The sequence below is a fragment of the Merdibacter massiliensis genome (assembly GCF_900155395.1).
GTDB lineage: Bacteria > Bacillota_I > Bacilli_A > Erysipelotrichales > Erysipelotrichaceae > Merdibacter > Merdibacter massiliensis.
In genome coordinates this window covers 87708-102510 of record NZ_LT699728.1, presented here as the reverse complement: position 1 = coordinate 102510, position 14803 = coordinate 87708, and the positions used below count along the sequence as shown (strand labels likewise).

Below are 14803 nucleotides of genomic sequence, written 5' to 3'. Positions count from 1 at the left end.
GACAGTTGGAGGAAAGGCTTATGCAGACAAAACACAAACAATTAGTATGGGGTTTCTTGAGCATCATGATCATGTTGCTGATCTTTTATTTTTCCGCAGACACGGCAGCGGCTTCCGATGCGAAAAGTTCCTTTATCGTTGATCATCTGTATCCGCTAGTACAGAGCCTGCTTTCTGTCGATGCGTTTACTTTTTTGATACGCAAGACGGCACATTTCTCTATTTATGCTGCATTGGGGTTTTGTGTCTTTCATTTTGTATCTTTACGATCACGATCCTGGAAACAGGCATGCTGGATCACGATCTTCTTTTGTTTCTGTTATGCATGCAGTGATGAAGTCCATCAGCTGCTTTCCAATGGACGATCGGGACAGTTTTCAGATGTACTGTTAGATACTTGCGGTTCCATGGCCGGAAGCCTATTTGCAAGAATGCTGGATCTGCTCATTCAAAACATTAGAAAAAGAGAAAAGACCGGTTAAGGGGGGGACCGGTCTTTTCTCAAATATTATTAAGGGGATAGAAAATTGTATGAATTATCATTAGGGGAATGAATGTCATACACGCAAGGGTTTACCTCCTTGCTGGCTATAGTATATCGAAAATCTATAGGTAAACAATGTTTAAATTAAGGGAAAATATGTGAAGTGTATTGCATGAAATGAAAACGGATTCATTCCATGCATCAGACTATAGCAAATTTGCCAATAAATGATTGATGATCTGCAGAGTTTCTTCTTTCGAGTAACAGAGCAAACTTTGCGGCATATATTGAAAAAGCCGATGAAATGCTTCAATGATGCTTTGTTCTTGAATCTGCAGCGTCCAGTCAGTATCTATTTTGTTTTCAAACATATTTTTGATAATCGCACTTTTTGTTTCTAGAACGAAAATCATTTGTGTAGGTAAATTGATGTAATTTTCCTTTAGAAGAAAAAAAGTATCCTGCGTTAAAATATTGTGTTTGATTTCTTCCAAAAAAGCGATGATCGTATTTTTTGATTGCTTAGTATCAGTAATACTTTTTTTTATGTAGCGACAAAAACCGTTTTCTATAAAGAATAGAAGATTTTTTTGATTATTGTTTTTCATAAAGAGGTCATCTTGCGGTTGATAGGCTATGAGAGCAGTTGCATTATTTGTATTGTTCCAAATTGCATGGTGGAGAAATATAGGCGAGGTCTGTTTAAAAATATCAGCATATTGATCTGCATATAATGCAATCAGATCTTTATTTTTGGTAAGAAATCCTCTGTTTTCTTGATTATCAAAAGATAATAAATAATTACTGGTTAATATAATATTAGGAAAAAGAGTAGCTTTTTGAAAATGAACATCACTATTATCATAATAATATGAAGCTGCATAGTTTTGGGATGCTAATAACAAACGAATCGTATTTTTTAATCTGCATACATTTTTTTGGGAATAATTGGTCCCTGGATATGAATGATGATCGAAACATATGATATGCTGCATGTGGACGTCTGGATTATTTTTTAGGAAAGGAATCAGTAATTTCAGAACAAAACTGTTTTCTGGCTGTAATAACAAACGTATTGTTTTTTTGCTAGCTTCTTCAGTGGAAGAGAGCAGTATAGATAATGCCTGCACTAAGCTGTCCTGTGAATGAAAGGTAAATGTTTCCTTCTGGCTGTCTATTTGAAGAGGAGGTATTTTTGCCTTGATTTGTGTTTTAGGACCTAAAATGATTTCATTTAATAAATTGATGCATTCCAAATACTCTTCGTATCGTTCTTTACCGCTGGTATCTTTATGAAATTCTTCCCATAATTCATTTTTCTCTTTTACAGACAAAATTAATTCATTCATGATTTTTTCTAAAACGTGTTCATTTTGTAACTTTCTGGCACCAGTCGAAATTTTTTGAAAATTTGTTCTTGGCATACCGATTGCTTCTGCAATCTGAATTTTACTTTTTCCGCTATTATGTATGTGATATGAAAGCAAATTTGAAAAACTCGACATCTTATTCATCCCCTATAAAACAACTTTTCCCTCGTACTGGCTTAAGTATACAATTTTTATATATGGAATTATATTATTTATTGCTTATTTTTATTAAAATATTGTGTCCCTCTTTTGTCCCACAGTTGTTCAAAGTTCCTGTTGTTTTATAATAAAAGAAAATGAGTCAAAGGAGGTAAAATAATGAGGAAAAGAAGAAATTTAGGGAATAACAGAATATTGACTCTATGTTTAGCGTTTGCTGTAGCATTGGCTGTATTGACACCATTCGTATCAAAAGTACCAGTATTTGCACAAGAAGAGGGTGTAAACATTGAAGCTGCTTCTAATACGGAACAAACAGGCCAGGTCTTGGTTAATTATGACGATTATAATGGAGACGAGGAAAAGTTTAAAGATCGTATCGTGGAAGTGCTGGATAGCGGTTCTAGCATGAATGTTGAATTATATAATGTTCCAGAAGGTTTCCATTTGAATTTAGTAAATGACAAGGGTGAGTGGACGTATCCAAGTATTAATGTGTATGTTGGGGGCAATGATAATACATATAAATATATTTCAAGTCTATACTATTCCAATGTTGGTACAATTGATGTGACAATGCCAAAACTTGAAGATTTTGTTACAGAGAATGATGAAGTAATTAACGGATTGGTCATTTCTGGAACAAAATATTACGCTTTTAGTTATCCGGATTCTTTACGTGATTCCAATCAAACTGGTTACAGCTTTATCACTGTTGGAAATGGGGCGCTCGATTTCTCTAAATTAGGAGACGCTTATTTTGTACATTATTATTTCAAAGACAAAGGAGTCACATCCGTTTATCAAAGAGAGGATGTAACATTCATCAGCATCTATGAGGATAACTCTAATTTCTTCATTGCAAATCAAAGATATGATGGATCAAAAAATGATGATCCTGTCATTATTTCAACAAAAGATCCAACCAATCCAGATGAAGTAAAAGATGTTTTGGAAAACAGCGATGAAGAGCTGCTTAGTTTTAATGTCAATCCAAGTATTGATAACATTCCAGATTCAGTTTTTGAGGTAGTGAAAGAAGGAAATAAACAAATACGATTCAATGGAATGACATCCACTGGACAAAGTTATACTTTGCAGTTTGATCAAATCACTGAAAGCAAGAACTTTAATCCACAATTAGAAATCAAGAAAGAGGATATCAAAGGGGTTCCTGCTGTTACGTTTTATTTTAAACATAGCGGTGTTCTTCCAGGTCCTATGAAAGTGCGTGTTTTTGTAGGCGGCGAATACAATACGCAATCAGCTTACCTTTATTATGTCAATGAAGATGGTAAATTAGAAAAACAAGCAACTTCTGCAAAAATTGAATTAGGTTATGCAGAGTTTACGATCGATCACTGTTCATCTTATGTTGTTTCAACGAAAGAGATTCCAGATGCCATTGTTTCTCCATCGACGGATGGAAATACCGATGATGAAAATACAGCAGAAACAATAAAACCATCTACTCCAAACGAAGATACGACAAAGCCTTCCATTTCTAAAGAGGATAGTGCAGATGTGAATTTAACAGATAAGAATACACCAGATACAGGTGTTGCTTCTGCAATGATGCCGATGCTGGCAGTCTTCTTGGTTTCGGGTGCTGTTATCTTGACAGCAGGAGTTATGCGTAGACGCGGGAAAGAAACTGTATAATTCCGGATAATGGATATGAAAAGAACATTTAAAATAGGATTTGCTCTTTTATATCTGGTATATAGTTGTTGTCCTTTGTGGAGTATTTCTGCAAAGGACTCTTTCTTTAAAGACCAAGCGTACATACTTTATAATTTAAGTGATCAATATGTGGATCAGCAGCGTTTTGCTGACAATTCGGTAGATCCAGGTATTTATACACAATGGATGACGGCATGGATCATCATTGAAAATACACGGCATTTTGATAAGGTTTTAACGGTTGGGTTCGATGATTTTGGCAGCAAATATTATTATGGGTTTGATATGCAGGAGCAAGTCACTGTCCAGGATGCATTATTTGCAATATTATTTTGCAACAGCGGGGAAATGGCAAATGCAGCAGCAAAACATATGACAGGCGATAAAAATGAATTTATCCGTTTGATGAATCAAAAAGCGGCAAGTTTGGGAATGAAAGACACCTATTTCACAAATATAACAGGAGATGTCGAACCAGGACAGAAGACAACATTATCCGATCTAACGATTTTCATTCAAGCGATTTTGCAGGATCAAACGTTTCAAGAAATCATTTCAAAGCATACTTATACATTTACCTCTAATCGGAAGCAGCATACATTAGAGAATGAAAACTGGTATCCATTGGAACAAGAGACGATCGATTCTTGTTTTATGTTAGCGATGAATGAACAGACATACAGTGCTTTCAGCATCGCAACCATCCAGCAGAAAAAGTTTTTGACCATCGGGACGGGTGATACCAGACAAGCATGTGCCAACAGCATAGCTAATTTGTATCAGGATATGAACGATACGTATCATTCGCTGATTCCTTTTGAAAAAAATAGTGTGATTGCTTATGATGAATTAGGACTTTTATGGAAGAAACAAATACCGATCCAAATGCAAAAGGATATCACACTGCTAGTAGACAGTGACAAGACTTATGATACTTTATCCTATCGTTTTGTTTCATGTCATCATCCATTTGTTATTTTGCCAAATCAATCTTTAGGAAGCGTACAAATTTATCATGATGGACAGCTTTTATGTTCAAAAGAAATTTATTCTGACAATTTCTATGTGAGCAATGAATGGATCTTCTTAGTTGGGATTGTATGCATGCCAGTTGTATTTAAAATTATATATCGCCAAAAGAAAAAAAGGTAATTCCCTTATTGAGGCGGAATTACCTTTTTAATTTTGCTGTTTTGTGAATGCAGGACTTCTGATTGACATACTCCAAGCAACAGAAATAATAACGGAGTGGAAATTGGCTGGTTGATGTTAACGATTGATTGTAAAAGGTAGACAGCAATTGCTAACGAAATCGCTTTGGTATACGTTGAACAATTGTATTTGTTTTGCAGTATTTGTTTGAAAAAAGTGAACCATATAAATAAATAAGAGCAGATTCCAATGATGCCGGTCGTTACCAGATATTGCAAATATTCATTATGTGCATTATCATAGCTGATCAATATTGGATCGTTCGCATAGTATCTTAACATCAATAAATGCGTTGTATCAGGTCCGAACCCGAATAGTTTTTGTGCTAGAGGAAAGGAATTGTACGCATGAAAGATATTTTTCCAAGCATAGGCACGTCCTGTTCCCCAGTTGTCGTCCCAGCGAAGATAATTTGAAAAATAACCCAGCTTTGTTGTTTGATCGATGAAACTAAAATAAAGAAAGAGCAATACTATACAAACAATAGCGATGCTAACCGTGATAAGTACTCTCTTTTTGAGAAAAGGAAGAAAAGACTGCATGGTTTCTTCTCTAAGTATAGCAAGCAGAAGCAGCAGGAAAGAAAGCAGCCACAAAAGCCAGGAAATACTTTCATTTACAAAAAGATTCGATAAAGTAATAAAAGGACGGCTGGCTACTGGGGCAAATAGGGATAAAACATAGATTAGTTTTGCACAAGTCAGAAAAGAGAAGACGAGCAATAGCCAATGCTGAAACAGGCGGATATCTTTTATGCTAAACATGAAAAGAACCAGAAACATACAGCCGATACCTAAAAAACCGCTGTCACTATTGCTGATGATCAAACCAATGAAACCAAAAATGGAAATGATATAATAAAATCTTTTTTGTTTCTTAGCTGTTAAAAATAAATAGGTACTGATAGGTAAACTGAAACAAATAATAGAAGCATAAAAGTTGATGTTGCCGGTCGTAGAAATATAGAAGGCGGACTGATAGTCAGACAAATGCGTATAAAATCCCATCAAATCAATTGAAAAGAAGTTGAGAAAGGCAAGGACATGCAATATAGTGCAGCTGATCAAAAATAGATCGATCATTTTTTTTAAGTGGATCTTGTTTCTGGATAAGATAAGATAGCCGCAAAAACATAGGATTGAAAAAAGAAGACCGGTATTCCTGCCTGCACTGCCCCAAAATGCTTCTGATGGATAGTCTGATAAAACTGCTGAAATGGTTTGTACACCGATCCACATAAGCAGACATTGTTCAACTTTTGCCGGTATGGTAAATGTTTTTTTTGTTGAGTTTGTAAGTTTTTTATAAATAAAGATACTAAAAAAAATGATCGTGGACCACATAAAAAACTGATATTTTGTATAGGTTATATCAAAATAATAATTATGGAATACAAATAAATAGAGACAGAACATACAAATGATATAACCATTTGCGAGCAGACTTTGATCTGATGATTTGTTTTTTTGTAAGATACGCATACGATCACCATTATTTATAATAAATGATTTGTAATTCTTTGTGTTTCAAATAATAAAAAATGCTTTGTCTTTCTTTTGTCACATAAGAAAAAGAAAATAAAAACCTCTTTCCTATGTTGAAGAGAATCCCAACGTTTGGACAACCAAACGAAGGAGGTTCACTTCATGTATCCATAGAGAAAGAGGTTTTGATTTATCGGTTGTTTATGCTTGTTCCGGCTGCAACTGTACGCAGTGGCTGATCATGTCATAATCTTCTGCAATGTTGATGGCATGACCGTTGATACGTTCAAAGTCGGTCAATAATTGTGAGAACATCATGCTGATCTCGCTGGAGATGCTCTTTTCTTTCATGCGCTGCATTTGCCGTTTTCTTAAATTCCTGCAAACGTCGTCGCTTTGAGAGCGCAGCAACTTCGATTTATTGATATCATGCAGAGCATTTCGCATTTCCATGCACATGTCATACATCGTTTTGATCGTATCTTTTTCTTCTTCATTAAGTCGTCCCTGCAGATGTTCTTTGCTGTAAGTTTCCATCTTGACTGCATAATCGCTGAGACGTTCGATATCGGTAATTTGATGATAGTAGATGCTGAGTGCATTGCTGACATCATTGTTGAGCTCTAAACTGAGCGCATTGGTGATATAGTCGCCGATTTCTTTATTTAATGTATCGACCAGTTCTTCTCTTTGAACGATCTTCTCGCCCATCTTTTTATCATATTTGAGCAGCTGCTTAAAGCCGTTTTCCACATTTTCATAGGCCAGCTTTAACATGTGATTGATTTCTTCATCTACTTGCTGGATGGACATGGCTGATGTACCAAGGGAACGTGTAGAAGAAGGGAATGGTTTGAGGTATTGCAATACGGTACTTCTCTTTTCTTCTTTGAAAGGCAGTACTTTCTGTGCAAATTCTGCCAAGTATGTACCAAACGGCAATAATAATAATGTAGTAACAACATTAAATAAAGTATGCATATTGGCAATTTGTGCATCCGGCGTTGTCGGCGTCCAGGAAGCAACAAAATCTGTTAAAGAGAATGCGGTATTGGCCGTTACGATACATAACACAGTAAAGATGAATGTACCGATCAAGTTAAAAGATAAGTGAATGACAGTAGTCTGTTTGGCTTCTCTGCTAGTGCCGATACTTGCTAAAACAGCAGTGATGCAAGTACCGATGTTTTGACCAAACAGTACATACACAGCACCATCTAATCCGATCAATCCGCTTCTGGCAAGTGCCTGTAAGATACCGACAGAGGCACTGGAAGATTGGATCACTGCAGTGAAGAGTGCGCCGGCTAAGATTCCTAACAGCGGATTGGAGAAAGAAGTCATTAATGAAACGAATGCTGGTTCATCACGCAACGGCAACATGGCCGTGCTCATCATATCCATGCCGATGAACAACATACCGAGGCCGGCTAAGATCGTACCGATATAATGGGCCATCGGTTTTTTTACAAAAACGACCATGGCTACACCGATAAAAGCAATGAGCGGTGCGATCGTACCGATATCCAGGGCAATGAGCTGACCGGTGATCGTGGTACCGATATTGGCACCCATGATGATCCAAACAGCTTGTTTCAAATTCATCATTCCGGCATTTACGAACCCGACGACCATGACGGTGGTTCCGCTGGAAGATTGGATGACAGCGGTGATGACTGCACCCACGATGACGCCCAAGATTCGATTTGACGTTAATTTCTCTAAAATATCTTTCATACGGTCTCCCGCAGCGGCTTCTAAACCGTGACTCATCATCTGCATTCCGTAAAGGAAGAGGGCAAGTCCGCCCAGCAGACTCAGAAAATTGGCTATTGACATAAAGACACCCCTTTTTGTTCACAAAATTATCACAAGTTAAATATAATTAAAAAACAGACAAAAAACAATGCAAAATTTCGATCTGAATGTAAAATTTATGTAAGATGATTCAAGAAGCATGTAAAATCGGCGTTGATGTAAAAAATGTAAATGGTTTATTTGATCTTGAAAATGAAACTGAATTTGTTTTCACAATTCTCATATAAGTTCTTCCGTCCACTTGAAACTATGCTATAATATAAAAGCATGACCATGAAATAAAAAGAGTCATGTTGGATGAGGTGGAACGATGATATTGAGAAGTATAGAAACGATCATCCAGATGTTGGATGCGGACTATATAGAATATAAGGATATGGAACGCATGGTGAGCGGGGTATGCATTGATTCACGCAAAGTGACATTAGGAAATTTGTATATACCGATCATCGGGGAGCGTTTCGACGGGCATGATTTTGCACAACAGGCTGTGGAACAAGGTGCCGTTGCTGTATTGTGGCAGAAAGATCATCCCAATCCGCCCAAAGATGTTGTGGTAATCTTTGTGGAGGATACGACCAAAGCATTACAAAAGCTGGCCAAAAAATATCGTGAGTCATTAGATCTGGTGATGATCGGAATTACAGGCAGCAATGGAAAGACCAGTACGAAAGATATTTTGGGTTCTTTGTTAAAACGCAAATATGTGACGCAGAAGACCAAAGGCAATATGAATAATGAAATTGGCGTTCCTTTGACCATCTTAGGATTGAGCGATGCTACACAGGTCGCTATCGTTGAGATGGGAATGGAAAACCGATATGAGATCGATGCTTTAACAAAAATCACACAACCGGATATCGCTATCATCACAAATGTGGGAGAGGCACATCTGGAAAACTTGGGATCGATAGAAAATATAGCCAAAGCAAAAGCAGAAATCGTTCACGGGTTAAAAGAGAACGGAGTTTTGCTGTTCAACGGGGAACAGGATGTATTGAAAAAAGCTTTATGGAATGAGGATTTCCCATATGGTGTGCGGATCAAGAGCTTTGGCCATGATGAGAGAAGCGATTTATTTTGCTATGGCCAAGTACAGCAAGATGCCAACGGCATTTATTTCATGACAAATTTATTATCAGAAATTGCATTCATGAATATCTATGGGAAACATCAGGTCATGAATGCTTTGCCTTGCATTTACATCGCTCGAGCACTGGGCATGCAGGAAGATGAAATCTTAGAAGGCCTTGCAAACATTGAACAAACCGGTCTTCGCTGCGATCTGATGCCTTTAGGAGAAGGATATTTGTTAGATGATTCTTATAAATCGAATCGGCAAAGCGTGCTGGCGGCATTGGATACGTTATGTGAATTTGATCTGCCGCGTAAGATCGTTGCATTGTCAGACATGTTAGATATGGGTGAAAAAGCGATGCAGATCCATTATGAAGTTGGAAAAGCCCTGGGTTCTTATCCCATTGACCGGGTATGTACTTATGGAGAGATGTCCCGCTTTATTGCACAAGGCGCAATCAATGCAGGCATAAAAGATGTTACGCACTATGAGACAAAAGAAGCATTGCAGGCAGACATTGAAAAAGAATTTGCATCTCCATGCATTGTTCTGGTCAAAGGTTCACGAGGCATGCAGATGGATACAATTGTTACATATTTAAAAGAAAGAGGTAGTAAACACCATGAATAAGATGAAATTGTGCGTCATTTTTGGCGGTAAATCAAGTGAATATGGAGTATCATTACATTCAGTCAGCTCACTGCTGCGGCAAATCAACAATGAACGCTATGAAGTGATCACGGTCGGGATCTCAAAGCAGGGAGACTGGTACTTGTATGAAGGCGATATCGATCACATCGAACATGATCGTTGGATGGAAGAAAACTGCATGCCTTGTGTATTAAGCAAACAAGGTCTGTTAAAACTACAAGATGGAAGCTACACAACGATTGCCGTTGATTGTGTGTTCCCGGTTCTTCACGGAAAGAATGGTGAAGATGGGACACTGCAGGGAATGTTGGAAATCTTAGATATTCCTTACGTAGGATGTGACCATTTAAGCAGCGCTATCTGCATGGATAAAGAAATGATGCATATCATTGCTGAACATGCAGGCATTCCATGTGCTCCTTACCGCTGTATTTATGAAGACGATCCTCGAAGCTTAAAAGACATCTATGATGAAGCAAGCGCTGCATTAGGATTGCCTTTGTTTATCAAACCTTGTAATGCCGGCAGCAGCTACGGCGTACACTGTGTAAAGAGCTTTGAAGATTTTGAAGAAGGCATCAAAGACGCTTTTGTACAGGATGGAAAAGGCAAGATCATCTTAGAAAAAACCATTGAAGGTTTTGAGATCGGCTGTGCGGTAATGGGAAATCGCACCTTGACTGTTGGCAGCGTGGATGAGATCGATATCAAAGGGGCCTTCTTTGATTATGAAGGAAAATATGAGATGAAAGATGCAGCCATTCATTGTCCGGCACGCATCGATCAAGAACTTTTTGAACAAGCACGTGCATTGGCAGCCAAAGCGTATCGGGCGATGAACTGTAAAGGAATGACACGTGTAGATATGTTTGTGACACCGCAGCATACGATCGTATTTAATGAATTGAATACGATTCCTGGTTTTACAGCTACTTCCCGTTATCCTTCCATGATGAAGGAAATCGGAATCGATTTTCCAGAATTGATCGATCGTTTAGTTGATTTAGCAATGGAGAAATAAAAAGGAGAGATCATTGTGTTGGAGTGTGAAACAAGGGCATGGGCAGAAATTGATTTAAAAAAGATTGCCCACAATGTAGAAGAAATTCGTAAACTGATCCCAAAGAAAAGCAAGATCATGGGAATCGTAAAAGCAAATGCCTATGGTCATGGAGATGTGGAATGTACTCGTGCGCTGGAAGCATGCGGCGTTGACTTTTTTGGCGTAAGCAGTATTGATGAGGCTTTACATCTGCGCAACAATGGGATTACTTCCAAGATCTTGATCTTGGGTTATACACCGCCGGAACATTTTGCCTATTTAACCAAATACGATTTGATCCAAACGCTGGTCGATCTTGCATATGCAAAGAAATTAGATGCTTTTGCGAAAGAACACCAGTGTATCATACAGGCACATGCCAAAGCGGATACAGGAATGAATCGAATCGGAGTCACGGTACAGGATGACGAATATCACATAGAGGAATTGTTGGCGATGTATGCAATGAAAAATGTTCATGTATGTGGTATTTTTTCCCATTTCAGCGTAAGTGATTCACACAGCAAGGATGATCTTGCGTTTACAAAACATCAGATAGAGCTGTTTGACCGGGTATTGCAAGATATACGTGCAGCAGGTTTTGATCCGGGAACAACACACCTGCAGAACAGTTATGGTATCTTGAATTATCCAGATCTAACATATGATTATGTTCGTCCGGGTCTCTTGTATATGGGGGTAACAAGCGATGACACGATTCCGATCAATACCAAACCTGACTTTTTGCCGATCTTGTCTTTGAAAGCCAATGTAACCATGGTCAAATGGTTAAAGGCAGGCGATACAGTCAGTTACGGGCGCCATTTTCGCACTTTGCGGGAAACGAAGGTCGCAACTGTGTCGATCGGTTATGCGGATGGGATCCCGCGCCTATTATCCAATCAGGGATTTGAAGTGCTCTTGCATGGAAAACGTGTACCGATCATCGGAAATTTGTGCATGGATCAGCTCATGTTAGATGTCAGCGGGCTTGATGATGTAAAAGAAGGGGACGTTGTTACTTTGATTGGAGAAGAAGATGGAGAAGCAGTAACAGTAGATGCAATGAGCCGTGCTTCCCATACGATCAATAATGAGACATTAACACGCTTCAGCGTGCGTTTACCAAGAATTTATAAAAAGTAGGGGATGGAAATGAAAATGAAAAATTATACTGCAATTGATATCGCTAAATACATCAGTGCACTGCTGGTCGTATGTATCCATACATTTCCGTTGTATGATTTATCTCAAACGGCCAACATGGTCTGGATTCAAGCAGTTTGCCGCATTGCAGTACCATTTTTCTTTGCTGTATCCGCCTTCTTGTTCTTTCGAAAGATCGATCCATCCAAAGGGATGAAAGAAACGGTCAATGTAGCGCAATTAAAACATTATTTACATCGTTTAGCTGTTCTATACGGTGTTTGGACGATTCTGTATCTTCCCTATACTTTTCTGCTGTGGCGTTCAGACGGGTTTTCACTGAGCTATTTGGCACGGTGGATCTTTGATCTTTTCTTCAATGGCAGTTATTATCATTTATGGTTTTTGCCATCGCTGATGCTGGGAACAGTGATCGTCTATGTGCTGTATACCAATTTACGTTTGAAAAAAGGACTGCTTCTTACCTTTTTGCTGTATGTGATAGGCATGCTGATGAATGTATACGGGGATATGCTGGCAGCCATCCCTGTTGTTCAAACGCTTTACCAAACATATATGCTCATCTTCACAACAGCGCGCAACGGTATCTTCTTTACGCCGATCTTTCTTTATATCGGGATTTATTTGAAAGAATTTCCCGGCATGTATACGAAAAAAGAATATGCACTGGGGATCAGCGTCTGTTATATTGCTTTATTACTGGAAGAAGGTCTGGCTTATTTCTCCGGGATGATGCAGGATCTGACCAGCATGTATTTATTTTTGATCCCGCTGGTCTATTTTCTGGTAGGGGCCTTGTTGCAGATCCAGCGCTCACCTTCGTATCTCAGCCGGTTTTTCCGCCAGTCATCTTCCTTGATCTATGTATCGCATATCTTGTTTGCAATGCCGCTGCTGCATCATTTTCCGCAACAGCATCTGTTGGTCTATGTGATCACAGTGATTGCATCGCAATTGTTGGCAATGCTGATCATTGCCCTCAGCAACCGTATTTCCTGGCTGAAAATATTGTATTAGGAGGTTCTATATGCTTCGAGTATCGCAAGTAAAACAATCCATCGAGGAGCCAATTGAACAACTGCCAAAGCATATCTGCAAAAAATTGCGGATCAGAGAACGTGATCTGATCCGTTTTTCTATCTATCGAGAAAGCATCGATGCCCGTCGCAGACCGATCCAGTTTTCGTATGTGGTCGATTGCGAGGTTGCTTGTGAAAAACAGATCTTAAGAAAGAAACTGGCGGATGTGCATCTGGTGGAGGATGTTGCTTTTTCTCTTCCGCAAAAAGGTGAAACAAAACTACAGCATCGTCCTGTTGTGATCGGGTTTGGACCTGGTGGAATGTTTGCGGCATTGTTATTGGCAAGAGCGGGCTATCGTCCCATCGTATTGGAGCGCGGCCAGTCTTTGGATCCGCGCATCGAAAGCGTACGCCGCTACTGGCAGGGAGGTCCTTTGGATCCAAAAGGAAATGTGCAATTTGGAGAAGGAGGAGCCGGTACTTTTTCAGATGGAAAATTAACAACGAGATCCAAAGATCCACGCTGTCATCAAGTATTAAAAGAATTGGTTCATTTTGGTGCGCCGAAAGAAATCATTTATCAGGCACACCCACACATCGGTACAGATATCCTGGTAGATGTCGTACGTGCACTGCGAGAAGAAGTGATCCGATATGGTGGAGAGATCCATTTTGAGTCGACGGTCGAAGACTTCTGCTTGGAGGAAGGAAAACTGAAAGGGCTGATCGTCAATGGAAAACGCATCGATTGCGAGCAGGCCATCTTGGCCATCGGACACAGTGCCAGGGATACGATGGAATGTCTTTATGGACATTCCATGGAGATGCAGGCAAAAGCCTTTGCGGTAGGAGTCCGTGTTGAACATCCCCAAACTCTGATCGATGAACAGATGTATGGAGCGTATGCCGGACATCCGCGATTAGGTGCGGCCAGCTATCGATTGACCTGCCGTGCAGACAATGGACGCGGTGTCTACACATTTTGTATGTGTCCCGGCGGTGTTGTCGTTCCTGCAGCCAGCAAAGAAGGGGAAGTTGTCGTCAATGGCATGAGCGAACATGCAAGAGATCAGATCAATGCGAACAGTGCTTTACTGGTGCAGGTCACACCGAAAGATTTTGGAGAACATCCGCTGGATGGCATTCATTATCAGCAGACATTAGAACAAAAGGCCTATGAGTTAGGCGGCCGCAATGGCTGTGCTCCGGCGCAGTATACAAAAGATTTCCTTGCAGGAAGAGCATCTGCGACTTTCCAAGAAGTATTGCCCAGCTATGCAAGAGGTGTGCATTTGTGCGACCTGCATGCGTTATTTGATGCAGAAATCAATGCAGCACTGGCACAAGGAATTCGCCAGTTTGACAAACAGATCCACGGCTTTGCCAAACTGGGGATCCTGACTGGTGTAGAAAGCCGAAGCAGCGCCCCCTTGCGCATGCTGCGTGATCCACAAAACCTGCAATCCAACTTGCAGGGAATCTATCCTTGCGGAGAAGGAGCCGGCTATGCAGGGGGGATCGTTACCAGCGCGGTGGATGGCATTCGCTGTGCCTGCGCACTGATCGAACAATTTGCCCCATGTGATTAGCATATTCTCTTGTCTTGCCACATACGTATACATTGAGGTGGACG

Annotated in this window: 11 protein-coding genes; 8 read left to right on the top strand and 3 right to left on the bottom strand. The window is 39.6% G+C overall.

Annotation, left to right across the window (positions count from 1 at the left end; all coding sequences use genetic code 11):
- The first annotated feature begins 20 nt into the window (after positions 1-20).
- Positions 21-482 (top strand): VanZ family protein, encoded by a 462-nt coding sequence (locus BQ9859_RS10665; RefSeq protein ID WP_075878154.1) that lies wholly within the window; start codon positions 21-23, stop codon positions 480-482.
- Positions 483-690: 208 nt separating this feature from the next.
- Here BQ9859_RS10665 and BQ9859_RS10660 read toward each other — a convergent pair whose 3' ends face one another.
- The gene (locus BQ9859_RS10660; RefSeq protein WP_075878153.1) at positions 691-1989 is read right to left on the bottom strand and encodes a hypothetical protein; all 1299 of its coding nucleotides are present in this window, start codon (positions 1987-1989) and stop codon (positions 691-693) included.
- A gap of 183 nt (positions 1990-2172) precedes the next feature.
- Here BQ9859_RS10660 and BQ9859_RS10655 point away from each other — a divergent pair, with 183 nt between their 5' ends.
- Together BQ9859_RS10655 and BQ9859_RS10650 are read left to right on the top strand one after the other, a co-directional pair.
- The gene (locus tag BQ9859_RS10655) at positions 2173-3675 is read left to right on the top strand and encodes a hypothetical protein (RefSeq protein ID WP_075878152.1); all 1503 of its coding nucleotides are present in this window, start codon (positions 2173-2175) and stop codon (positions 3673-3675) included.
- 15 nt (positions 3676-3690) lie between these two features.
- Positions 3691-4848: a D-alanyl-D-alanine carboxypeptidase family protein gene (locus tag BQ9859_RS10650; protein WP_075878151.1), complete on the top strand. Its 1158-nt coding sequence runs from the start codon at positions 3691-3693 to the stop codon at positions 4846-4848.
- A gap of 5 nt (positions 4849-4853) precedes the next feature.
- Here BQ9859_RS10650 and BQ9859_RS10645 read toward each other — a convergent pair whose 3' ends face one another.
- Both BQ9859_RS10645 and BQ9859_RS10640 read right to left on the bottom strand, forming a co-directional pair.
- Entirely contained in the window at positions 4854-6389 is a 1536-nt protein-coding gene (locus tag BQ9859_RS10645; RefSeq protein ID WP_075878150.1) for an O-antigen ligase family protein, read from the bottom strand.
- Between the two features lie 204 nt (positions 6390-6593).
- Positions 6594-8231, bottom strand: a complete 1638-nt coding sequence (locus tag BQ9859_RS10640) for a Na/Pi cotransporter family protein (protein ID WP_075878149.1) — start codon at positions 8229-8231, stop codon at positions 6594-6596.
- A 289-nt stretch (positions 8232-8520) separates the two neighbouring features.
- On the opposite strand from BQ9859_RS10640, the gene BQ9859_RS10635 reads away from it, so the two are divergent.
- The 5 genes from BQ9859_RS10635 to BQ9859_RS10615 are packed head-to-tail and all read left to right on the top strand — an operon-like array spanning position 8521 to position 14759.
- Complete coding sequence (locus BQ9859_RS10635; protein WP_075878148.1) at positions 8521-9918, top strand: UDP-N-acetylmuramoyl-tripeptide--D-alanyl-D-alanine ligase; 1398 nt, start codon at positions 8521-8523, stop codon at positions 9916-9918.
- Positions 9911-10960: a D-alanine--D-alanine ligase family protein gene (locus BQ9859_RS10630; protein WP_075878147.1), complete on the top strand. Its 1050-nt coding sequence runs from the start codon at positions 9911-9913 to the stop codon at positions 10958-10960. The genes BQ9859_RS10635 and BQ9859_RS10630 overlap by 8 nt, the downstream gene beginning before the upstream one ends.
- Positions 10961-10975: 15 nt before the next feature.
- On the top strand, positions 10976-12127 hold the full coding sequence (vanT, locus tag BQ9859_RS10625) for a serine racemase VanT catalytic subunit (protein WP_075878146.1): 1152 nt from the start codon (positions 10976-10978) through the stop codon (positions 12125-12127).
- A gap of 9 nt (positions 12128-12136) precedes the next feature.
- Positions 12137-13165 carry an acyltransferase family protein gene (locus BQ9859_RS10620; RefSeq protein WP_075878145.1) on the top strand — a complete coding sequence of 343 codons (1029 nt, stop codon included), beginning with the start codon at positions 12137-12139 and terminating at the stop codon, positions 13163-13165.
- A 10-nt stretch (positions 13166-13175) separates the two neighbouring features.
- On the top strand, positions 13176-14759 hold the full coding sequence (locus BQ9859_RS10615; RefSeq protein WP_075878144.1) for an NAD(P)/FAD-dependent oxidoreductase: 1584 nt from the start codon (positions 13176-13178) through the stop codon (positions 14757-14759).
- Positions 14760-14803: the final 44 nt, after the last annotated feature.

Excerpts from the sequence above, each read along its gene's own strand:
- BQ9859_RS10665 (WP_075878154.1), top strand. The coding sequence starts at position 21 with ATGCAGACAAAACACAAACAATTAGTATGGGGTTTCTTGAGCATCATG.
- BQ9859_RS10660 (WP_075878153.1), bottom strand. The coding sequence starts at position 1,989 with ATGTCGAGTTTTTCAAATTTGCTTTCATATCACATACATAATAGCGGA.
- BQ9859_RS10655 (WP_075878152.1), top strand. The coding sequence starts at position 2,173 with ATGAGGAAAAGAAGAAATTTAGGGAATAACAGAATATTGACTCTATGT.
- BQ9859_RS10650 (WP_075878151.1), top strand. The coding sequence starts at position 3,691 with ATGAAAAGAACATTTAAAATAGGATTTGCTCTTTTATATCTGGTATAT.
- BQ9859_RS10645 (WP_075878150.1), bottom strand. The coding sequence starts at position 6,389 with ATGCGTATCTTACAAAAAAACAAATCATCAGATCAAAGTCTGCTCGCA.
- BQ9859_RS10640 (WP_075878149.1), bottom strand. The coding sequence starts at position 8,231 with ATGTCAATAGCCAATTTTCTGAGTCTGCTGGGCGGACTTGCCCTCTTC.
- BQ9859_RS10635 (WP_075878148.1), top strand. The coding sequence starts at position 8,521 with ATGATATTGAGAAGTATAGAAACGATCATCCAGATGTTGGATGCGGAC.
- BQ9859_RS10630 (WP_075878147.1), top strand. The coding sequence starts at position 9,911 with ATGAATAAGATGAAATTGTGCGTCATTTTTGGCGGTAAATCAAGTGAA.
- BQ9859_RS10620 (WP_075878145.1), top strand. The coding sequence starts at position 12,137 with ATGAAAATGAAAAATTATACTGCAATTGATATCGCTAAATACATCAGT.
- BQ9859_RS10615 (WP_075878144.1), top strand. The coding sequence starts at position 13,176 with ATGCTTCGAGTATCGCAAGTAAAACAATCCATCGAGGAGCCAATTGAA.